The 19647-nt window shown below is 65.9% G+C and carries 20 protein-coding genes; 15 read left to right on the forward strand and 5 right to left on the reverse strand.

Annotation, left to right across the window (positions count from 1 at the left end; translation table 11 throughout):
• Positions 1-104 precede the first annotated feature (104 nt).
• The 7 genes from cysS (at position 105) to M2342_RS03875 (ending at position 5874) form a co-directional block, all read left to right on the forward strand.
• Positions 105-1580, forward strand: a complete 1476-nt coding sequence (gene cysS / locus M2342_RS03845; protein ID WP_264578108.1) for a cysteine--tRNA ligase — start codon at positions 105-107, stop codon at positions 1578-1580.
• The gene (locus tag M2342_RS03850) at positions 1570-2535 is read left to right on the forward strand and encodes an NAD(P)-dependent oxidoreductase (RefSeq protein WP_264578109.1); all 966 of its coding nucleotides are present in this window, start codon (positions 1570-1572) and stop codon (positions 2533-2535) included. The genes cysS and M2342_RS03850 overlap by 11 nt, the downstream gene beginning before the upstream one ends.
• A gap of 9 nt (positions 2536-2544) precedes the next feature.
• Positions 2545-3183, forward strand: coding sequence for a YoaK family protein (locus tag M2342_RS03855; protein WP_264578110.1), 639 nt, complete (start codon positions 2545-2547; stop codon positions 3181-3183).
• 110 nt (positions 3184-3293) lie between these two features.
• On the forward strand, positions 3294-4667 hold the full coding sequence (locus M2342_RS03860) for a class II 3-deoxy-7-phosphoheptulonate synthase (RefSeq protein WP_181558640.1): 1374 nt from the start codon (positions 3294-3296) through the stop codon (positions 4665-4667).
• 120 nt (positions 4668-4787) lie between these two features.
• Positions 4788-5222 (forward strand): RrF2 family transcriptional regulator, encoded by a 435-nt coding sequence (locus M2342_RS03865; RefSeq protein ID WP_264578111.1) that lies wholly within the window; start codon positions 4788-4790, stop codon positions 5220-5222.
• A gap of 32 nt (positions 5223-5254) precedes the next feature.
• Positions 5255-5605 (forward strand): arsenate reductase, encoded by a 351-nt coding sequence (locus M2342_RS03870; RefSeq protein WP_264578112.1) that lies wholly within the window; start codon positions 5255-5257, stop codon positions 5603-5605.
• A gap of 80 nt (positions 5606-5685) precedes the next feature.
• On the forward strand, positions 5686-5874 hold the full coding sequence (locus tag M2342_RS03875) for a YMGG-like glycine zipper-containing protein (protein ID WP_181558643.1): 189 nt from the start codon (positions 5686-5688) through the stop codon (positions 5872-5874).
• Positions 5875-5892: 18 nt separating this feature from the next.
• On the opposite strand, the gene M2342_RS03880 is transcribed toward M2342_RS03875, so the two are convergent.
• Complete coding sequence (locus tag M2342_RS03880; RefSeq protein WP_264578113.1) at positions 5893-6690, reverse strand: inositol monophosphatase family protein; 798 nt, start codon at positions 6688-6690, stop codon at positions 5893-5895.
• Positions 6691-6804: 114 nt separating this feature from the next.
• Here M2342_RS03880 and M2342_RS03885 point away from each other — a divergent pair, with 114 nt between their 5' ends.
• From M2342_RS03885 to M2342_RS03900, 4 genes are all read left to right on the forward strand, one after another.
• Positions 6805-7065 (forward strand): hypothetical protein, encoded by a 261-nt coding sequence (locus M2342_RS03885; protein ID WP_264576612.1) that lies wholly within the window; start codon positions 6805-6807, stop codon positions 7063-7065.
• A 42-nt stretch (positions 7066-7107) separates the two neighbouring features.
• A complete protein-coding gene (mutM, locus tag M2342_RS03890) occupies positions 7108-7917 on the forward strand; it encodes a bifunctional DNA-formamidopyrimidine glycosylase/DNA-(apurinic or apyrimidinic site) lyase (RefSeq protein ID WP_264578114.1) in 810 nt (269 codons plus the stop codon).
• Between the two features lie 35 nt (positions 7918-7952).
• Entirely contained in the window at positions 7953-8546 is a 594-nt protein-coding gene (locus tag M2342_RS03895) for a Pr6Pr family membrane protein (RefSeq protein ID WP_264578115.1), read from the forward strand.
• 197 nt (positions 8547-8743) lie between these two features.
• A complete protein-coding gene (locus tag M2342_RS03900) occupies positions 8744-10249 on the forward strand; it encodes a PAS domain-containing protein (RefSeq protein ID WP_264578116.1) in 1506 nt (501 codons plus the stop codon).
• A gap of 8 nt (positions 10250-10257) precedes the next feature.
• On the opposite strand, the gene M2342_RS03905 is transcribed toward M2342_RS03900, so the two are convergent.
• A complete protein-coding gene (locus M2342_RS03905; RefSeq protein WP_264578117.1) occupies positions 10258-12048 on the reverse strand; it encodes an aminopeptidase P family protein in 1791 nt (596 codons plus the stop codon).
• Between the two features lie 168 nt (positions 12049-12216).
• Between M2342_RS03905 and M2342_RS03910 the strand changes: the two genes are divergently transcribed.
• The 4 genes from M2342_RS03910 (at position 12217) to M2342_RS03925 (ending at position 17066) form a co-directional block, all read left to right on the forward strand.
• A complete protein-coding gene (locus M2342_RS03910; RefSeq protein WP_181558649.1) occupies positions 12217-12663 on the forward strand; it encodes a PAS domain-containing protein in 447 nt (148 codons plus the stop codon).
• A 90-nt stretch (positions 12664-12753) separates the two neighbouring features.
• Positions 12754-14526, forward strand: coding sequence for an SLC13 family permease (locus M2342_RS03915; protein WP_264578118.1), 1773 nt, complete (start codon positions 12754-12756; stop codon positions 14524-14526).
• Positions 14527-14566: 40 nt separating this feature from the next.
• On the forward strand, positions 14567-16678 hold the full coding sequence (locus tag M2342_RS03920) for a S9 family peptidase (RefSeq protein ID WP_264578119.1): 2112 nt from the start codon (positions 14567-14569) through the stop codon (positions 16676-16678).
• Positions 16671-17066, forward strand: coding sequence for an acyl-CoA thioesterase (locus M2342_RS03925; protein ID WP_264578120.1), 396 nt, complete (start codon positions 16671-16673; stop codon positions 17064-17066). The genes M2342_RS03920 and M2342_RS03925 overlap by 8 nt, the downstream gene beginning before the upstream one ends.
• Before the next feature lie 15 nt (positions 17067-17081).
• Here the strand turns inward: M2342_RS03925 and M2342_RS03930 are convergent, their stop codons facing one another.
• The 3 genes from M2342_RS03930 to hemC are packed head-to-tail and all read right to left on the reverse strand — an operon-like array spanning position 17082 to position 19638.
• On the reverse strand, positions 17082-18002 hold the full coding sequence (locus M2342_RS03930) for a hypothetical protein (RefSeq protein ID WP_264578121.1): 921 nt from the start codon (positions 18000-18002) through the stop codon (positions 17082-17084).
• Between the two features lie 17 nt (positions 18003-18019).
• Positions 18020-18703, reverse strand: a complete 684-nt coding sequence (locus M2342_RS03935) for a uroporphyrinogen-III synthase (protein WP_264578122.1) — start codon at positions 18701-18703, stop codon at positions 18020-18022.
• Positions 18700-19638: a hydroxymethylbilane synthase gene (hemC, locus tag M2342_RS03940; protein ID WP_264579979.1), complete on the reverse strand. Its 939-nt coding sequence runs from the start codon at positions 19636-19638 to the stop codon at positions 18700-18702. The genes M2342_RS03935 and hemC overlap by 4 nt, the downstream gene beginning before the upstream one ends.
• Positions 19639-19647 lie beyond the last annotated feature (9 nt).

The raw sequence follows: 19647 nt of genomic DNA on the forward strand, positions 1-19647 counted from the left end.
TGCCTGCGCCGCCCTCTGCCATTGCTATGGCTTTCCCCGTCAGCGCATCACGGCCTTTCGTGCCCTGTTGACCCGCGCGCTGGCTGCGCTCACATGGGCGCGCCATGATCCAAGCCCCGTCTCTCAAGCTCTTCAACAGTCTTACGCGCCAGCTCGAGCCGTTCGATCCCGTTCACTCCGGCGAGGCGCGGGTCTATAGCTGTGGGCCGACGGTCTATAATTATCCGCACATCGGCAACATGCGCGCTTATGTGTTCGCGGATACGCTCGGGCGGACGCTGAGTTTTAAGGGCTACAAGCTCACTCACGTCATCAACATCACCGATGTCGGCCACCTGACCGACGATGGCGATGCCGGCGAGGACAAGATGGAGAAGATGGCCGCGCAGCAGGCGCAGTCGATCTGGGACATCGCGAAGCACTATACGCAAGCCTATTGGGCGGACGTGGCGGCGCTGAACATCCGCCAGCCCGCGCACTGGTCGATCGCGACCGATTTCGTCCCCCAAATGATCGAGTTCGCCAAAAGCATTGCCGACCAGCACTGCTATGAGCTGCCGACCGGCCTCTATTTCGATACCAGCACGGTCGCCGATTATGGCCGCCTTGCCCGCGCCGCGACGGACGAGGGCGAGAGCCGCATCGATCCGGTCGAGGGCAAGCGCCACGCTGCCGATTTCGCCATCTGGCGCAGGACGCCGCCGGGCGAGACGCGGCAGATGGAATGGGACTCGCCCTGGGGCAAGGGCGCGCCGGGCTGGCATCTGGAATGCTCAGTGATGAGCCGCGCGCTGCTGGGGCTGCCGTTCGACATCCACACCGGTGGCATCGATCATCGCGAGATCCATCACCCCAATGAAATCGCCCAAAATCAGGCGATCCAGGGCTATGATGCCGATCACGGCCATCTCGATTGCGCGGCCCATTCCGGCGCGCGGCTGTGGATGCACAATAATTTCCTGATCGACCGCACAGGCAAGATGAGCAAATCATCGGGCGAGTTCCTGCGGCTGCAATTGCTCATCGATCGAGGCTATCATCCGCTCGCTTACCGCATGATGTGCCTGCAGGCGCATTACCGCTCGGAGCTGGAGTTCAGCTGGGACAATCTCGGCGCGGCGCTGACCCGGCTCAAGCGCATGCTGATGAGCGCGGCACCCCTGCGCGATGTGGCGGCGGCTGACGCGGTGGCGCATCCCAAGCTGACGCCCTTGCTGGAGCGCTTCGATGCCGCGATCAGCGATGATCTCAACACGCCGGTCGCACTTACCGTGCTGGACGAGGCGCTGGCGATGAAGAAGGTGCCGGTCGAGGAGAAGCGCGCGCTGGTCGAGGCGATGGAGAGCGTGCTCGGCCTCGGGCTGTTCGCACTGGAGCGGGAAGCGCTGCGCCTGCGTCCGAAGACCGCGGCCATCGATGAAGGCGCCATCGCGGCGCTGATGGACCGGCGCAAGGCTGCACGGGCCGACAAGGACTTTGCGGCCTCAGATGCCCTGCGTGATGAACTGCTCGCCGCCGGGGTCGAGGTCATGGACGGCGATCCGCTCGGCTGGGAATGGAGGCTCGATCATGGCGCATAAACCGCTCATCGTTCTGCCGGAAGCGCAGCGGGAGAGGCTGGAAGCCATGCTGGGCGCCGAGCTCGCCGGGCGCGTCATATTGCGTGGCTTCTCCACGGCCGAAGAGGCGATGGCCCTGGCGCCGGAGGCGGAGATCGGCTGGTTCGACGAGTTCGCCGACAATGTCTACGCCAAGGGGCCGCGTGCGGCGGTGAACGCCAAATGGATTCACACGGTGATCGTGGGCTACGATGCGTTCCCGATCGAGGACATGCGCACGCGCGGCCAGATCTTCACCAACGGTGCCGGTCTGATGCCGGATGTCATCGCCGATTATGCCGTCATGGGCGCGCTGGTGCTGGCCAAGCGGCTGGATGAGGTCGTGCGCGCCCACGACCGGCAGAACTGGCTGACGCGGCCGCCAGGCAATTTCGAGCTGCTGGGCGCCCGGGCGCTGGTGATCGGCTATGGCGCCATCGGCCGGGAGATCGGCATCCGCCTGCGCGCCTTCGGCGTTCAGGTGACCGGCGTGCGTCGCTCGGCAGACAGTGCCAATGCGGTGATCGGTCCGGATGACTGGCGTCCGCGGCTCGGGGAGTTCGATTTCGTCATCATTGCCGCGCCCAACACCAGCGAGACACGGGCGATGATCGGCGCCCCGGAACTGGCCGCGATGAAGCCGGGCGCTCGCCTCATCAACATCGCGCGCGGCGATCTGATCGATCAGCCCGCGCTCATCGCCTCACTGGAGGCGGGGCATTTGGGCAGCGCGTTCCTCGATGTCGCGACGCCCGAGCCCTTGCCGCCCGAACACCCGCTGTGGCGCGCGCCGAATGCCCTCGTCACCATGCATCTGGCGGGGCCGAGCCAGACCAGCGCCTTCCAGCGCGGCGCCGAGCGGTTCGCGCGGAACATCCGCCACTATCTGGCCGGCGAGCCCTTGGAGCATGTCGCCGACCTCAACCGGGATTATTAGGCGAGAGCGATGCTCAGGTCCGACGCCCGCCTGCTCAACCTCGCCATCGCGCTCTCCGCGCTGGCCGGTTTCGTGGACGCACTGGGCTTTCTCACCGCTGGCGGCTTTTTCGTTTCGTTCATGAGCGGTAATTCGACGCGGTTGGCGGTGGGGATCAGCGAGGGCTCCAGCGCCGCGCTGACCGCCGCGGGCCTCATTGCCGGGTTCGTTACGGGCGTTGTGCTGGGCGGGCTGGTGGGCCATCGCGCGGGTCCACATCGCCGTCCGGCCGTGCTCGGTCTGGTGACGGCGCTGCTCCTGATGGCCGCGCTCGCCGCACCGATTTCGCCGACTTTTGCACTCGCCGCGATGGTCATGGCCATGGGCGCCGAAAATGCCGCGCTCGCCGATAATGGCGAGGTGAAGGTCGGGCTCACCTACATGACCGGCGCACTTGTCCGGCTGGGTCAGGCGCTCGCCAACCGCCTCACCGGCAAGGATGCAAGCCACTGGCGAGTCGATCTCGGCCTGTGGAGCGGGCTGATGACCGGCGCGATTGCAGGGGCTTTCGCTTATGCAAGGCTTGGCTCTTCAGCGCTGTGGATTGCGGCGGGGCTGGCGATGGTTCTCACGGTTTTGGCCGCGCGGTTCGTCCCGGCGCCGCGTTAGCGGCGCCGTGCCCATTCGCCTTGCCTCAAAGCCGTCAAACGCGTAGGGGCTTGCCCCTTGTCCGCCGCACCCCATGTTGTGGCGCGAACACGCTTGGAGTCTGGAATATCATGACGGCGAAATGGTCGCCCGCAAGCTGGCGGGATCATGAAGGGTTGCAAATGCCGATCTATCGCGATGCTGCGGCACTCGCGGCAGCCGAGGCGCAGCTTGGGACCTTTCCGCCGCTCGTCTTTGCAGGCGAGGCCCGCAACCTGACGGCCGATCTGGCCAAGGTCGCCAATGGCGAGGCGTTCCTGCTGCAGGGCGGGGACTGTGCCGAATCCTTCGCTGAGTTCCACCCGAATAACATCCGCGACACGTTCCGCGTGCTGCTGCAGATGGCGGTGGTGCTCACTTTCGCCAGCAAGCTGCCGGTGGTGAAGGTCGGTCGCATGGCCGGCCAGTTCGCCAAGCCGCGTTCGGCGGGAACCGAGACGATCGATGGCGTCGAGTTGCCGAGCTATCGCGGGGATAATGTGAACGACATCGCGTTCACGGCAGATGGCCGCGAGCCCGATCCGGCGCGCATGATCCGCTCCTACAACCAGTCGGCCGCCACGCTCAACCTGCTGCGCGCTTTCTCGACCGGTGGCTATGCCAGCCTCGACAAGGTGCATGGCTGGATGCTGGATTTCATGGGCCGCAGCCCCTGGGCCCAGAAGTTCAGCGAGATGGCCGATCGCATCGGCGAGGCGCTGGACTTCATGAAGGCCTGCGGTCTCTCACCGGACACGGTGCCCCAGCTTGGCGGCACCAGCTTCTACACCAGCCATGAGGCGCTGCTGCTGCCTTATGAGCAGGCCCTGACCCGTCAGGATTCGCTCACCGGCCAGTGGTACGACACCAGCGCGCACATGCTGTGGATCGGCGACCGGACGCGCTTCGAGGGCTCGGCCCATGTCGAGTATCTGCGCGGCATCGGCAATCCCATCGGCATGAAGGTCGGGCCGAGCCTGCAGCCCGATGTGCTGCTGCGCCTGCTCGATGCGCTGAATCCGCGCCGGGAGGCAGGGCGGATCACGCTCATCACGCGCTATGGCCATGACAAGATTGAGGGCGCGCTGCCCCCGCTCGTGCGGGCGGTGATGCGTGAAGGGCATCCGGTGGTGTGGTCGTGCGATCCGATGCACGGCAATGTCATCAAGGCGGCCAATGGCTACAAGACGCGCCCGTTCGAGCGCATCCTCGCCGAGGTGCGCGGCTTCTTCGCCGTGCACCGCGCCGAGGGCAGCTTCGGCGGCGGCATCCATGCCGAGATGACCGGCCAGAACGTCACCGAATGCACCGGCGGCGCGATCGACATCACCGAGCAGAGCCTCGCGGATCGCTACCACACGCATTGCGACCCGCGCCTCAACGCGGCGCAGAGCCTGGAGCTGGCTTTCCTGCTGGCCGAAATGCTCAACGACGAGCTGGCCGAGCGGCGCAAGCAGGCCGCTTAACAATCGGAAGGGCCGTGGCGCGCGTCACGGCCCGTTCCCGAGATTGAAAAAGAACCGCTATCGAGCGATTGCACGGGCTTGCCCCTTGCGCGGACAGCATTCTCTGCCAAATAGGTTGGTATGCTTTCGCAACGCACGCGATATTCCATCCGCGCTCTCCAGCACCTCGCGCGGCATTATGGTGAGGGGCCGATCCAGCTCACCGATATTGCGGTCGCGCAGAATATTCCCGCAAAATTTCTGACCGTGATCCTGTCCGAACTCAGCCGTGCGGGCCTCGTGGCGACGCGGCGCGGGCGGGAAGGCGGCTATTGGCTGGCATTACCGCCGATCGACATCCGCTATGGCGACATCTTCCGGCTCACCGATGGCGCGCTGGCCCTTGTGCCCTGTGCCAGCCGCTATGCACACCAGCCCTGCAAGAACTGCCTGCCGGAAGATGAGTGCGAGCTGCGGCGCATCATGCTCAAGGTCCGCGACGAGACCGCCGCCATCCTCGACCGCCTGACGCTGGCCGACAAATTCGACGATGCCGAAGTCGGCGCGCTGGCCTGATTGCGGCTGGTCTGTATTCCAAGGAGAGAGTTTTGTCCCTGACCCTGCACGGCATCCCCAATTGCGACACGGTGAAGAAGGCCCGCAAATGGCTGGATGATCAGGGCATCGCGCATGATTTCCGCGATTATAAAAAGACGCCGCCAACGTCGGCAGAGCTGGCCGATTGGTCAGAGCAGGCGGGATGGGACGTGCTGCTCAACCGCGCCGGTACGACGTTCCGCAAACTGCCGGATGACGCCAGGACCGGAATCGATGAGGCCAAGGCCATCGCGTTGATGATCGAGCATCCCTCGATGATCAAGCGCCCGGTGGTAACGGGAGCAAGCGCCTTGTTGGTCGGTTTCAAGCCCGATCAGTGGCAGGCGGTTCTCAAGACCTAGGCAGCGGCGCCGTAGCGATCGGGAACGACGCGGAGGCTTTGCGCATTTGTTCAGCAGGAATTTGCTGGAAGGAATGCATCATGAAACTCGTTCTGATCGGCCTCATCACGGCCAGTGCGTTGGCTGTCTCGGGTTGTTCGACCCTCAAAGGCGCCGGCATCGGCGCGGCGGCGGGCGCCGGTACGGCTGCCGTGACCGGCAATGACGTCGGCAAGGGCGCTGCTGTGGGCGGCGCGGCCGGCGCCGTGGTCGGGACGGTCGTCGACTAAAATCGCGGCCCTGGCCCGTCAGTCGTGATGATGGGACAGGGCGCCGATGACATCTTCGAGGCGGGCGGGATCGCCCATGGCGATGACGTCGCCGGCGCTCGCTTCATGGAGCGGCTCGCCTGACCAGTCGCACATGTGCCCGCCGGCACCCTCAACCACCGGGACGAGCGCTGCGAAGTCGTGGAGTTTGAGGCCGGTTTCGCAGACGATGTCGACATGCCCGCTCGCCAGCAGACCGTAATTATAGCAGTCGCCGCCATAGATCGGGCCCTGACCCAGTCGGTCGCCGGCAACGGCTGCGGCGAGCGCGAGATAATGTTCGCCATCATGCGCGCTGAACAAATGCGGGCTTGTGGTCGCCAATTGCGCCCCTTCCAGAGCCCGGCATCGACGGGTGCGCGCAGGCTTGCCGTTGAACAATGTCGGCTGGCCCATGGCGCCGACCCAGCGCTCTCCACTGATTGGTTGATCGATGATGCCGAGGATCGGCCAGCCGTCCTGCATCAAGGCGATCAGCGTCCCGAAGATCGGGCGGCCCGCGATAAAGCTGCGCGTGCCATCGATGGGGTCGAGCACCCACTGGCGTGACGCGCCTTCGCGAACGGTGCCGAATTCCTCGCCGATGATGCCATCCGCCGGACGCCGCGTCTCCAACAGGCCGCGCATCGCCAGTTCCGCCGCGCGATCGGCTTCCGTTACCGGCGAGGCGTCGGCCTTGGCTTCGATGTCATAAGGCGCGCGGAAAAACGGGCGGATCGCGGCGCCCGCTGCGTCGGCAAGGGCATTGGCGAGGGTGATGTCATCGGGAAGAGCCATGGCATTTCGCTACGGAGAAAGCCGCCGAAGAGCCAGCGGTTTTCGCGCACGTTCCTCGCTAAAGAGACGGCGCTTCGATCCGTTTTTTGAGGGCATGAGCAAAGAGCCCCGACCATGCGCCTGCTGATGTGGGTCCTGACCCTCGGCTTTGCCTTTGGCGCGATGGGGCTGTGGCTGGACGGCGCTTTTCTGGGGGCTCGGCTGGTAGCTCTGGGGCTGGGCGCGCTGGCTTTCCTCGCCTGCCCGTTCCTGTGGGCGCGGCCCGATGGGCTGGTGCCCGATGAACTGGCGGTGCCCGGCAAGGCGCGGCTGATGCTGGCGCTGGCGCTGCTCTTCTGCGCGCCCCTGCTGCTGCCCTGGCAACTTTGGCTCTGATGCCTGTTGGCGCAGGCCGCGCCTCGGCCTATGCCTGCAGGAATGCCTGAGCTTCCTGAAGTCGAAACCACCGTTGCCGGCCTGCGTCAGGTGCTCGACGGGGCGCAACTCACGCTGGTCGAGCCGCGCCGGGCGGACCTGCGCTTTCCCTTCCCGGTCGATCTGCGCCAGCGGCTCACCGGGGCGCGAATCACCGGGCTGGGCCGGCGCGCCAAATATGGCCTGATCGATACCGATCGCGGCGACACCATGATCTTTCACCTCGGCATGTCCGGACGCTGGCGGATCGACCCGAGCGAGGTGGGCAAGCACGATCATCTGCTGCTGGAGACGGCCACCCACCGCCTTGCCCTCAATGACCCGCGCCGGTTCGGGTTCGTGCACCTCACACCAACCGATGCGCTGGGCGCCTACCCGCCCTTCGCCGCCCTCGGCCCCGAGCCGCTGGGCGATGGGCTGACGGCCGACTATCTGGCGCAGGCGCTGGAGGGGCGGGCGGCACCGATCAAGGCGATGCTGCTGGACCAGCGGATCATCGCCGGGCTGGGCAATATCTATGTGTGCGAGGCGCTGAACATCGCCCGCATATCGCCCACGCGGGCGGCGGGGCGGATCTCGCGGGCGCGGCTCGCGCGGCTGGTCGAGGCCATTCGCGCGGTGCTGGTGGCCGCCATTGCCGCCGGCGGCTCCACCCTGCGCGATTATGCGCGGCCGGATGGCGAGCTCGGCTATTTCGCCAAGGACTGGCGCGTCTATGGGCGGGAAGGACTGGCCTGCCCCTGCGGGGGCACGGTGAAGCGCCGGGTCGATTCAGGCCGCTCCACCTTTTATTGCCCCACTTGCCAGAGCTAGGCCGAGAGATGCGCTCACCCACCAAGACGCTGTCCATGTCCGCGCGCATCGCGGCGCTGCTTGTCGGCCTCATCGCCTTTGCCGGACTTTCGATCCGCTTTGCCGTCTCTCTGGAGACGACGGGCTCACCCCAGGCCGCCGCGTGGACGATGCTGCGCTTCTTCACGGTGATCGGCAATCTGCTCAGCTGCGTGGTGCTGTTCGGCGTCGCGCTGGGCGCGAAGGCACCGAGTCATCCCCGCCGGCTCGCGGGCGTGATGCTGGCCATGGGGTTGATCGGCATCGTCTATGCAGTGCTGCTGCGCGCGACGGAAAGCCTCAGCGGCCCCGCCGAGACCTCGAACCTCCTGCTCCATTACATCGCCCCGCCTGCGGTGGCGCTCTACTGGCTCGTGTTCGTGCCCAAGGGACGGCTGGTCTATGCCGATACGCTGCGCTGGGCGCTGCTGCCATCGGCTTATCTGGCCTATGCCATCGGGCGGGCGCAGTTCGATGGGCGCTATCCCTATCCCTTCCTCGATGTCTCCCGCCATGGCTGGGGGCAGGTTGGCGTGACCGTGGGCCTCATCGCTTTGGGCTTCATGCTTGTCGGAGCCGTGGTGGTGTGGATCGACCGCCGGTTGGGATGAATCTGCGCCAGAGATCAAGAAACGACTGATTGAGAGACACTTCCTGCGACGAAATCCCGCAGATACGCAAAAGTCCGCATGGACTTCCGCCTTTGCGCTCCTACATGAGTGTCTCCCCATGACGATCTTGCTCCTCACATATTGGCCCTTTTCAAGCGCGCAGCCTTACGTCTGCCGAGGCCGGATTGTGAGCGCCCATGGCGAGCGCTGAGAGTAACCGCGACGCTGTTTCGCCCGAAGAGCGCATCACGCTCGAGGCCTATGAGATCGATGGGCTGTTCGGCGACGAGGAACTGACCCGCATCGTCGAGTTTGCCGGCCAGCTTTGCGACTGCCCCATCGCGCTGGTCAGCCTGGTCGAGGAGCATCGCCAGAGGTTCGTGGCGAAGACCGGGATCGACGCCACCGAGACGCCCAGGAGCATGTCTTTCTGCGCGCACGCGATGCTGGGCCATGATGTCATGGACGTAGGCGACGCGACGCAGGACGCTCGTTTTCAGGATAATCCGCTCGTCACCGGCGAACCGCATATTCGCTTTTATGCCGGGGCGCCGCTTGTATCCAAGACTGGCGAGGCGCTGGGGTCGCTTTGTGTCATCTCACCAGAGCCGCGCACTGGACTGACCGACATTCAACGTCAGGGCCTTACCGTCTTGGCGGAAGCCACGATGCGGCGGCTGGAGGCCCGACGGGTCATGCTTGCGCATCGGGCGTGGGAGAATGCCGCCGAAGCCGACCTGGCGGCGAGCGAGGAGCGCTTCCGGGTGCTGGCCGACGCGATGCCCCAGATGGTCTGGTCCACGCGGGCCGATGGCTATCATGATTATTACAATGCGCGTTGGTACGAATTTACCGGTGCGCAGCTCGGCCGGACCGATGGGACCGGCTGGAACGGCCAGTTCCATCCGGACGATCAGGCCAAGGCTTGGGAGGTGTGGAGCCATTCGCTGGCCACCGGCGATCCCTACGAAATCGAATATCGCCTGCGCCGGTTCGATGGCGAATATCGCTGGACGCTCGGGCGCGCATTGCCGATCAGGGATGATGCCGGCAACATCGTGCGCTGGTTCGGCACCTGCACGGATATTCACGATCAGCGCATCATGCGCGAGCAGAAGGAGCTTCTCTCGCGCGAGCTGGTCCATCGCATCAAGAACATCTTCACCGTCATCGGCTCGCTGCTCTACCTCTCCAGCCGGGGCGTCCCGGAGCTGAAGGGCTTCAGCTCGAAAATGAGCGACCAGATCGCGGCGCTGGGACGGGCCTATGATTATGTGCAGCCCCGCGAAGGGGCGCAGGCGCTGACGCTGCAGGGGCTGCTGGGCGAATTGTTCGCCGCCTATAATCTGGAGGGCATCGAGCGCATCCGCATTCGCGGCGACGATGTGCTGCTCGCCGAAACCTACATGACCCCCATCGCCCTCGTGTTTCACGAGCTGGCGACCAACGCCGTCAAATATGGTTCGCTGTCCTCGCCGGAAGGGTTTGTGGACCTGATGATCTCAGGATCTTCCGAACAGCTCAGGCTGGAGTGGCAGGAGAGCAAGGGCGACAGCGCGCCGCCCGGCGATCATCAGGGCTTCGGGTCCGATCTCATCCGGCTGAGCATCGAGCGCCAGTTGCGCGGAACCTTCGTGCGGGAATGGTTGCCGCGCGGCCTCAAGGTCACGACGACCATTCCCTATCGCCTGCAGGCGGCCTGACTCCCCTGTCAGTCCGCACTGAGTGGCGCGCAGGCAGCCTGCAGCCATGCCAGCTCCTCGCCATCCAGCTGCGGCCCGATGATTTCGAGTGTGCGTGCGTGATAGGCGTCCACCCAGGCCCGTTCGGCCGGGGTCAGCGCGTCGACGGCGATGAGGGCGCGGTCGATCGGCGTATGGCTCAGCGTCTCGAAGGCGTAGAAGGGCCGGTCGTTTTCGCCGGTGCCGCTGTCCACTACCAGCACCAGATTCTCGATGCGGATGCCATATTCGCCGGTCTTGTAATAGCCCGGCTCGTTGGAGAGGATCATGCCGGGTTGCAGCGGTTCGTCCCCGCCGCCGAACGTCGCGATGCGTTGCGGCCCTTCATGCACCGAGAGGAAGCTGCCGACGCCGTGTCCGGTGCCATGGGCATAATCCAGCCCTTCGGCCCACAGGAATTGCCGGGCGAGCACGTCGAGCTGGCTACCGCGCGTGCCGGCAGGAAAGCGCGCGCAGGCGAGCGCAATATGGCCCTTGAGCACCAGTGTGAAGCGGTGGCGCATCTCCTGCGTGGGCGTGCCGATGGCCATGGTGCGGGTGATATCGGTCGTCCCGTCGCGATATTGCCCGCCCGAATCGACCAGCAGTAGGGTGCCCCCTTCAACCGGCCGGTTCGTCGCCTCGCTCGCCTTGTAATGGACGATGGCGCCATTGGGGCCAGAGCCGGAAATCGTGTCGAAGCTGAGGTCCACGAGTGCGCCGGTTTCTTCACGGAACGCCTGCAACCGGTCCGACACGCTGATTTCGGTCTGCCCGCCCTTGGGGCCTTCGATGGACAGCCAGTGGAGGAACTTGGCCATGGCCGCGCCGTCCCGCGCCTGCGCGGACTTGTGGCCGGCAATCTCGGTCTGGTTCTTCACGGCCTTGGGCAGAACAGCGGGATCGCGCAGCGGCTTGATCAGGGCGCCGGCCTTGTCCAGCGCTTCGAAGATCGCGGAGACGGCGCGGTCGGGGTCGACAGCGACGGCCTTGCCGGCAAGCCCTGCCAGCGCATCGGTGAAGGCGACGCGATCCAAAACATCGACCGAATTGCCAAGATGTGCGCGCACGTCGGCATCGATCTTGGCGGGGTCGACGAAGAGCTGCGCCTTGCCGTCCGCATGGAGCAGGGCATAAGCCAGCGCGACCGGCGTGTGGGTCACGTCCGCGCCGCGAATGTTGAAGGTCCAGGCGATCGAATCGAGCGCGGTGAGGACGGTGGCGTCCACGTCCTGCGCTTTCATCCAGTCCGCCATATCGGCGCGCTTGGCGGCGCTGCTCTGCCCGGCATAGCGGTCTTCATGCGGCACGAGGCGGGCCTTGCTGGGATCGGGCCGATCATCCCACACGGCATCGACGGGATTATGGTCGACCGGCACGAGCGTGGCGCCCTTGCTGGCAAGCGCACGCGTCGCCTCCTCGACCCAGCGGCGGGTGTGAAGCCAAGGATCATAGCCAATCCGTCCGCCAGCCGGGGCATGGATCCCGAGCCAGGTGGCGACGCTCGTTTGCGGCACGCTCTCGAACTGCCAGTGCGCGCCATCCACCTGATCGCGCACCTGCAAGGTATAGCGCCCATCCGTGAAGATCGCGGCTTCCTCCGGCAGGACCACCGCGCTGCCCGCCGAGCCCAGAAAACCGGTGAGCCAGGCGAGCCGCTGCGCATAGCCGCCGACATATTCGGACAGATGCTCATCGGTGAGCGGCACGACGAATCCGTCGAGCGACTGGCGGGACAACTGAGCGCGCAGCGCGCGCAGGCGATCTTCATGCGTAGACATGGACAAGCGTTCCTGTTCGCGCCCGCATTCGTTCATTTTTAAGGGGCGCTCGTTAATCTCTGCCGGACAGCATAAGCGTTTCCAGACGGCTTGCCAGCATTTGCCGCCACTGCTGGCAAACAAGACCGGGAACGCTCATGCGATCAGGACCAGAGCAAAGATCACCCTATGACCACCGGGCAAACGCCTTTTCTCACGCATAGCTGGCCGGTTTACGAGGCAAGCTGGCGACTGCCGATCATGCCCATGGTGAACCGGGAGGAGAGCGCGCTGGACAATCAGGGCATTGGCCTGTGGAGCTGCCGGCTGACCGACGAAAGCCTGACATGGTCCAGAGCCGTCTACGATCTGTTCGGCATCCCCGTGGAAGAGAAGCTGACACGGTCACTGGCGACATCGATCTATCTGGCGGACTCGCGGGCGGCGATGGAGTCGCTGCGGGCCTATGCGATTCGCCATCGTCGCGGTTTCACCATGGATGCGCGGTTGCGCCGGCCGGATGGCGCCTTGCGCTGGATGCGGCTGACGGCCGTGCCGGTGCTGTGCGAACGGCGTGTCGTGCGGCTCACCGGCACCAAGCAGGATGTCACGGCGGAGTATGAGACGCAGATGTGACGGCGGCGGGCCGCTCGTCTCTATAGCCTGACATTGCCATAGCCGACGGGGCTGCTCGACGCGGTCCGACAGGGGCGTTAGGGGAGGGTGATGTTTGATTGGCTCTCTGCGATCATCGACGCCAACCAGGCCCTTGTCGGGCTCGTCATCCTTGTGGGACTTTTCGTGGCGTTCGTGCGGGAGCGCTATCCGGCGACGGTGATCGCCGTGCTGGGCGTCTGCGCCTTCCTCGTCACGGGCTTGCTGGACAGCGCATCGCTGCTGCGCGCCTTTGCCAATCCCGCGCCGATCACCATTGCCTCCATGTTCGTGCTCTCGGCCGCGTTGACCCGCACCGGCATTCTGGATGTGATCGGCAACTGGATCGTCGCCCGCGCCAAGGCGCATCCGATCCGTGCGATGATCGAACTGGTCGTTGGTTTGCTGGCGGCGGCTGCGTTCATGAACAACACGCCGGTCGTGGTCATCATGATCCCCATCGTGTTGCGGCTGGCCTCGGCGATCAACGTTTCCGCCAAGAAGCTGCTCATTCCTTTGTCCTACATCTCCATGCTGGCCGGAACCCTGACGCTGGTGGGCACGTCGACCAATCTTCTGGTCGATGGCGTCGCGCGCGATCTGGGCGTCGCGCCGTTCAGCGTCTTCGAGATCACGCCTGTGGGCATCATCGTTGCGGCCGCCGGCACGATCGCCCTTGCGGTGCTGGGGCGCTTTTTGCTCCCGGATGGTGACGGCGCGCCCTATCACAGCGACGCGGACCGGGTGTTCCTGAGCGAGATCCGGATCGTGCGGGATAGCGGCCTGATCGGCAAAAACCTTTCCGAAAGCGGTCTCCTCAAGCGGGTTCGACTGGTGAGCATCCAGCGGGGGAGCCAGCTGATCGAGGCCATGGACGAGCCCTTCATGGCGGGCGACCGCCTCGTGGTGCGCGCCAAGTTGGCCGATCTGATGACTCTGCGCACGAACAAGGACATCGAGCTTGGCATCGCGACGGTCGGCAACACCAAAGCCGACGCGCCGCTGGTGGTGGAGGCGATCATTTCACCCGGTCACCCGAGCATCGGTAACCGGATGGTGGAAATCCCGTTCCTCAACGTGCTGCCGGTGCGGCTGCTGGGGATTACCCGGCATCGCCATGACGCCGGGCCGACCCTGGCCGATAGCCGCGTGCGCGCTGCCGATACGGTGCTGGTCACCGGGTCAGAGGCGGCCATCAATGCGCTGCGCGAGAACCAGAACCTCATCGGGGTGGAAGAGACCGAAGGCGTGGCTTTCCGCCCGACCAAGGCCCCCATCGCGGTCGCGGCGCTGGCGGGCACCATCGTCTTTTCCGCCTTGGGTCTCGTCCCGATCATGGTCGCCGGGCTGATCGCCGTCGGCATCGTCCTCGCCGCGCGCTGCATCGATGGCGATGAAGCCTGGGGCTCGATTAATGGCGATGTGCTGGTGCTGATCTACGGCATGCTGTGCGTCGGCACGGCGCTCGATCAGGCGGGGAGCATTACCCTGCTGGTCAACGCGATGCGACCGCTGCTGGAGGGGGCCAGTCCCCTGGTGCTGCTCTTCATCGTCTATTTTGCGTCGAGCGCGCTGACCGAAGCCGTCAGCAACAACGCGGTGGCGGTGATCATGACGCCGATTGCCATCGGCTTGGCGACGACCCTCGGCACCGATCCGCGCCCTTTGTTGATCGCGGTGATGTTCGCGGCCTCGGCGAGTTTCGCGACGCCGATCAGCTATCAGACCAACACCATGGTCTATGCGGCCGGCAATTATCGGTTCGCCGATTTCCTGCGGATCGGCTTGCCGATGAACGTCGTGGTCGGGGTGACGACCTGCCTCGCACTGGCGGCGCTCTATTGACGGCATTGAGCGCGGCCCTTCGAGCGCCTATCTGGCGGGGATGACCGATACGCTCCAGCCGCCCCGCGCGGCGCAACGCCCCCACCGCACCGCCCACCACAATCGCACGCTGGACGACCCCTGGGCCTGGCTGCGCGATCCCGGTTATCCCGAGGTGACGGATCGCGACGTGCTCGACTATCTGACGGCCGAGAACACTTACTTCCAGGCGCATATGGCGGCGCGCAAGAGCCAGGTCGATGCGCTGTTCGCGGAGATGAAAGGCCGCATCAAGGAGGAGGATGGCTCCGTTCCGCAGAAGGATGGCGCCTATGTTTATTGGAGTACCTTCGAGGCGGGCGAGCAATATCGCCGCCACTGGCGCCGTAAGGTCGGCGCGGCGGAGGACGGATCGGCGGACGAACTGATCGTCGATGAGCCGGCGCTGGCGGAGGGGAAGGATTATTTCCGGCTCGGCAGCGTCGCGATTTCCAATGATGACCGCCTGCTGGCCTATGCGATCGATGACAACGGGTCGGAGCGCTACACGGTGCGCATCCGCAATCTGGAAACCGGCGAGATGCTCCCGGACGTCATTCCGGACGTGCTCTCGGCGCTGGTCTGGACCCGCGATGATCGCGCGCTCGTCTATGCCCCGGCCAACGCCCAGTGGCGCACGGATCGCGCGATGCTGCACCGCCTCAGCAGCGACGTGGCGCAGGATGTCATGCTCTATCACGAGGCGGACGAGGGATTCCGCGTCTCGGTTGGCCTCACCTGCGCGGAAAACTGGATCGTCATCGCGACCGGCGATCATGTGACGAGCGAGGTGCGGCTGGTCCCGGCCGGCGACCCGACCGCCGCGCCGATCCTCGTTTCCGCCCGCGTGCCCGAACGCGAATATGATGTGGATGAGCATGAGGGCTGGCTCTACATCCGCGCCAACGACACCCACCCCAATTTCCGCTTGGCCCGCGCGCGCATCGAGACGCCGGACCAGTGGGAAGAGGTGCTGCCGGCATCCGACGCATTTTACCTGACCGATTTCAGCCTGTTCAAGCGCTTCTACGTGACCGAAGGACGCGAGAATGGCCTCGATCAGGTCGAGATCCGCGATTACGCCACCAACACGCCCAAGCGCCTCGATTTCCCCGAGGCAAGCTATGTCGCCGGCCTGGATGACAATCCCGAATATGACGTCGATACGCTGCGGCTGAGCTATGAGTCGATGGTTACGCCCGAGACGATCTTCGACTATCGGCTGGCCGACGGACATCGCGAAACCCTCAAGGTGCGGGAAATTCCGTCGGGCTTCGATCCGGCGCTGTATGCCACGCAGCGCCTCACGATCACCGCACGGGACGGCACGCCAATCCCCGTCTCCGTGCTGCACCGGCGCGACCATCCGCTCGATGGCTCCCGGCCGCTCTACCTTTATGGCTATGGCGCTTATGGCATTGCCATCGAGCCGGGCTTCGGCACCACGCGGCTCAGCCTCGTCGACCGCGGCTTCGCCTTTGCCATCGCGCATATCCGCGGCGGCGACGACCTTGGCCAGCAATGGTACAAGGACGGCAAGCTGGAGAAGCGGACCAACACGTTCAACGATTTCGTCGATGTGGCGAAGGGGCTGATCGCCCTTGGCTACACCTCGGCGGGCAAGATTGCGACGTCCGGCGGCTCGGCGGGCGGCGAACTCATGGGTGCCATCGTCAATTCCGATCCCGATCTGTGGGGCGCCGTGGTCGCGCATGTGCCGTTCGTCGATGTGCTCAACACGATGCTCGATGAGACGCTGCCGCTGACGCCGGGCGAGTGGCCGGAATGGGGCAACCCCATCGAGGATGCCGCCGCCTACGACCTGATCGCCAGCTATTCGCCCTACGACAATGTGAAGGCGCAGGCCTATCCGCCGATGCTGGTGACGGCCGGCCTCAACGATCCGCGCGTGACCTATTGGGAGCCGGCGAAATGGGTCGCAAAGCTGCGCGAGCTCAAGACCGACGACAATGTGCTGCTGCTCAAGACCAATATGGAAGCCGGCCATGGCGGCAAGTCCGGTCGCTGGGAATCGCTCCGGGAAACGGCGGAGGAATTCGCCTTCATCCTGTGGCAGCTTGGCATGGAAGAAGCCGGGCAGGGCGCCGGCGGCCATGGGGGTGGCCATGGGTAAGGCATTCGAGCAGCCCTTCACGGCCGGCCCGGATGATATCGACATCATGGGCCATGTGAACAACGCCGTCTGGGTGCGGTGGATGGAGCAGCTTGCCACTGCCCATTGGGAATCGCTGGCGCCGCCCGACGCGCAGGCGCGCTATGTGTGGGTCGTGACGCGGCACGAGATCGATTATCGCGGCAATGTGACCGAAGGCGAGACGGTGCTCGCGCGGACCTGGATCGAGGAGCCGCCGCGCGGCGCCCGGTTCGATCGGCTGATCGCCTTCACCGGAGCCGATGGCACGCCCAAGGTGAATGCACGGACGACCTGGGCGATGATCGACAAGGAGACGGGCCGGCTGGCGCGGGTGCCCGCCGATCTCGCGACAATCTTTCTGGCTTAACGAAGCACTGCGCGGTCAGGGCTGCGGACTTGCTTCAGTCTCGGTGGGCAGCGGGGCGGGCGCTACGATGGGCGCGGCGCGCGGCTCCAGAATAGCGGCGGCTTCGATGACATCGAGCGCGCGCCGGGCTTCCTTGTAGCGGCGGGCTTGCTCCAGCCACAGCTCGGCCTCCGGCTGGGCCGGGAGCGCCGCGATTTCATCGATGGCGGCTTCCATCTGTCCGGATTCGGTGAACATGCGTGCGCGCGTGATGCGCTCGTCCAGCTCGGGGGAGGGATCGCCGACGTGGCGGATCACGGCCAGACCCCGCAACTCCCGCATCGCTGCCGACCACCAGCTCTGATTCGGGTCACCGCGCTGCGCGGTGCTGCGGACCTGCTCCAGCCCCTGGCGCAGCGTGGTGAGCGTTACCGGCTGCGCCGCGGCGTTGACGATGGTGGCGACGGCCTTGGGCTGCGCATCGCCGAACAATAGCCGGAGCTGGCCCTCGATATAGCCGAGCGGCTGGCCGGCATCGAGCGCGCGCCGGGCGGCGAAGGCGATCATCATCGCCTCGGCCCGGTTGGCATGGCCAGAGGCCGCAATCGCAGCAAGCGAGATGCGGTTGAGGCGCTGCTCCAGCGTCAGCACGCGATCTTCGGGGCGTTCGGTGACGTCGGAGAGACCGCGCGACCGCGCAGCGTCCGGCGCCTGCCCGTTCGCCCCGCTCTCGGCGCCGTTCTGCGCGGCGTTCATATCGTCTGTGAGTGCCGCCGGATCGCTGCCGGGGCCGAAGGACAGCCGATCCCAATTGGTCATGATCCAGGCCATCGCACCGAGGCCGAGCAGGAAGGCGATCAGCGAGCAGGCGACGATCAGCCGCAATCGGCTCCGGCGCGGCGGTTGCGCTCGGTCCGTCATCTCACCGACACCGTTTTCCGGTGCGTTGCCGTCCATCTGTTCTGCCCGATCCCTCAAGAGGCGCCTATACATAGCGAGGTTGCGAGGCGCAGCAAGGCGCTATCGTTCGGCTCCTGCGCGACGCTCACCCGGCGCCAGCCCGATCCGGTGGCGTTAGCCGCGGCCTGGCTGATCGCGATGAGGAAATGGTTGCGGCAGGCAGGCGGCATCAGCGCGTTGAGGCGACGCCCGGCGGCAGGCGAATGCACGGCGATGACCGAGGAGGGCATGGTCACCAGCATCTTGGTGTAGCGCCGCATGTCCCGCGCCTCCGTGCGGTAGCAGATGTGGCGCGTGATGCTGAGGTCGAGCGGGTCGAACGGGCGCGTCTCTTCCCCGCACGCATGCAGAATGCGCCGGTGGCCGGCCGCGACGATCATGGGGACGGTGGACGCCGCATCGCCGCCGCCGATGATGACATTGGGGTGGCCAGCCTCGCGCACGGCGTCCGCGCTGGCGTCGCCCACCACATACACCGGCAGGTCCGGGAAGCGCGCCAGCGCGTCACCGCCGTAGCGTGCGCCATTGGCGCTGGTGACGAGCAGGGCGTCGAACGGGCCTCGCGGGAGCGGTTCTTCCTGGACCGGTACCACCTCGAAGAAGGGCAACTGCACCACCTCTAGGCCGAGTGCGGTTGCCTTGGCGGCGGACGCATCATTGCCCGGCTGTGGGCGCAGGATGAGATAGGGGCGGTTCACGGCGTGAACAGGCTCCGCAGGGCCGGGGAGGCGCCCTCGAGCAATTGCGCTGCCAGCGCGGCGGCGCCGGCTGTATCGCCTGTGGGCAACATGATCTCGCCGGAGACCTGCTCGCTGCCGTCCTCCAGCAGAATCTGCCCGCGCAGATGCACGCCGGCGCCGGCCAGCTGCGCCAGCGCGCCGATGGGCGAGTGGCAACTGCCGCCTAGTGCGAGCAGCAGCGCGCGTTCGGCCAGAACACAGGTTTGCGTCGGCGCATCGCTGATCGCGGCGAGCAGGCGGCGCATCCGCTCGTCATCGGTGCGGCATTCGATGCCGACCGCGCCCTGCGCGACGGCGGGCAGCATCACCTCGGCAGGGACGGTGGCGCCGACATCTTCCATGCCGAGCCGGTTGAGGCCCGCCGCCGCGAGCAGCGTCGCGTCGATCTCGCCGGCCTCCACGCTGGCGAGGCGGCGCGCAACATTGCCGCGCAGCAGCGTCGTGCGCAGGTCTGGCCGGAGCGCGCGGAGCTGGGCGGCGCGGCGGGGCGAGGCGGTGCCGATGAGCGCGCCCTGCGGCAAGGCCTCGATGCTCGGTGCGCCGATCAGCCGGTCCTCCACCGCAGCGCGCGGCAGCATCGCGGCGATGTGGATGCTCTCCGGCCGGATCGTTTCCACATCCTTCATCGAATGCACCGCGCAGTCGATCTCGCCCGCCAGAAGCGCGCGATCCAGCTCCTTGGTCCACAGCGCCTTGCCGCCCAGTTCGGCCAGGGCGCGATCCTGAATACGGTCACCACTGGTGGTGACGACGACGATCTCCAGCGCCTCACGGGGCAGGCCGTGGGCGAGCGCAAGCGCGGCCAGCGTCATTTCGGCCTGGGCCAGGGCAAGGGGGGAGCCGCGTGTGCCGAGGCGCAGCGGGGCGGTGGGCGAGGGAAACTGCTCGGGCATGATGGCGAA

This window comes from Sphingobium sp. B8D3A (assembly GCF_025961995.1).
Classification (GTDB): domain Bacteria; phylum Pseudomonadota; class Alphaproteobacteria; order Sphingomonadales; family Sphingomonadaceae; genus Sphingobium.

Bases quoted from the DNA above. Each gene is read 5' to 3' on its own strand.
- cysS (WP_264578108.1), top strand. From the start codon at position 105: ATGATCCAAGCCCCGTCTCTCAAGCTCTTCAACAGTCTTACGCGCCAG.
- M2342_RS03850 (WP_264578109.1), top strand. From the start codon at position 1,570: ATGGCGCATAAACCGCTCATCGTTCTGCCGGAAGCGCAGCGGGAGAGG.
- M2342_RS03855 (WP_264578110.1), top strand. From the start codon at position 2,545: ATGCTCAGGTCCGACGCCCGCCTGCTCAACCTCGCCATCGCGCTCTCC.
- M2342_RS03860 (WP_181558640.1), top strand. From the start codon at position 3,294: ATGACGGCGAAATGGTCGCCCGCAAGCTGGCGGGATCATGAAGGGTTG.
- M2342_RS03865 (WP_264578111.1), top strand. From the start codon at position 4,788: ATGCTTTCGCAACGCACGCGATATTCCATCCGCGCTCTCCAGCACCTC.
- M2342_RS03875 (WP_181558643.1), top strand. From the start codon at position 5,686: ATGAAACTCGTTCTGATCGGCCTCATCACGGCCAGTGCGTTGGCTGTC.
- M2342_RS03880 (WP_264578113.1), bottom strand. From the start codon at position 6,690: ATGGCTCTTCCCGATGACATCACCCTCGCCAATGCCCTTGCCGACGCA.
- M2342_RS03885 (WP_264576612.1), top strand. From the start codon at position 6,805: ATGCGCCTGCTGATGTGGGTCCTGACCCTCGGCTTTGCCTTTGGCGCG.
- mutM (WP_264578114.1), top strand. From the start codon at position 7,108: ATGCCTGAGCTTCCTGAAGTCGAAACCACCGTTGCCGGCCTGCGTCAG.
- M2342_RS03895 (WP_264578115.1), top strand. From the start codon at position 7,953: ATGTCCGCGCGCATCGCGGCGCTGCTTGTCGGCCTCATCGCCTTTGCC.
- M2342_RS03900 (WP_264578116.1), top strand. From the start codon at position 8,744: ATGGCGAGCGCTGAGAGTAACCGCGACGCTGTTTCGCCCGAAGAGCGC.
- M2342_RS03905 (WP_264578117.1), bottom strand. From the start codon at position 12,048: ATGTCTACGCATGAAGATCGCCTGCGCGCGCTGCGCGCTCAGTTGTCC.
- M2342_RS03910 (WP_181558649.1), top strand. From the start codon at position 12,217: ATGACCACCGGGCAAACGCCTTTTCTCACGCATAGCTGGCCGGTTTAC.
- M2342_RS03915 (WP_264578118.1), top strand. From the start codon at position 12,754: ATGTTTGATTGGCTCTCTGCGATCATCGACGCCAACCAGGCCCTTGTC.
- M2342_RS03920 (WP_264578119.1), top strand. From the start codon at position 14,567: ATGACCGATACGCTCCAGCCGCCCCGCGCGGCGCAACGCCCCCACCGC.
- M2342_RS03925 (WP_264578120.1), top strand. From the start codon at position 16,671: ATGGGTAAGGCATTCGAGCAGCCCTTCACGGCCGGCCCGGATGATATC.
- M2342_RS03930 (WP_264578121.1), bottom strand. From the start codon at position 18,002: ATGGACGGCAACGCACCGGAAAACGGTGTCGGTGAGATGACGGACCGA.
- hemC (WP_264579979.1), bottom strand. From the start codon at position 19,638: ATGCCCGAGCAGTTTCCCTCGCCCACCGCCCCGCTGCGCCTCGGCACA.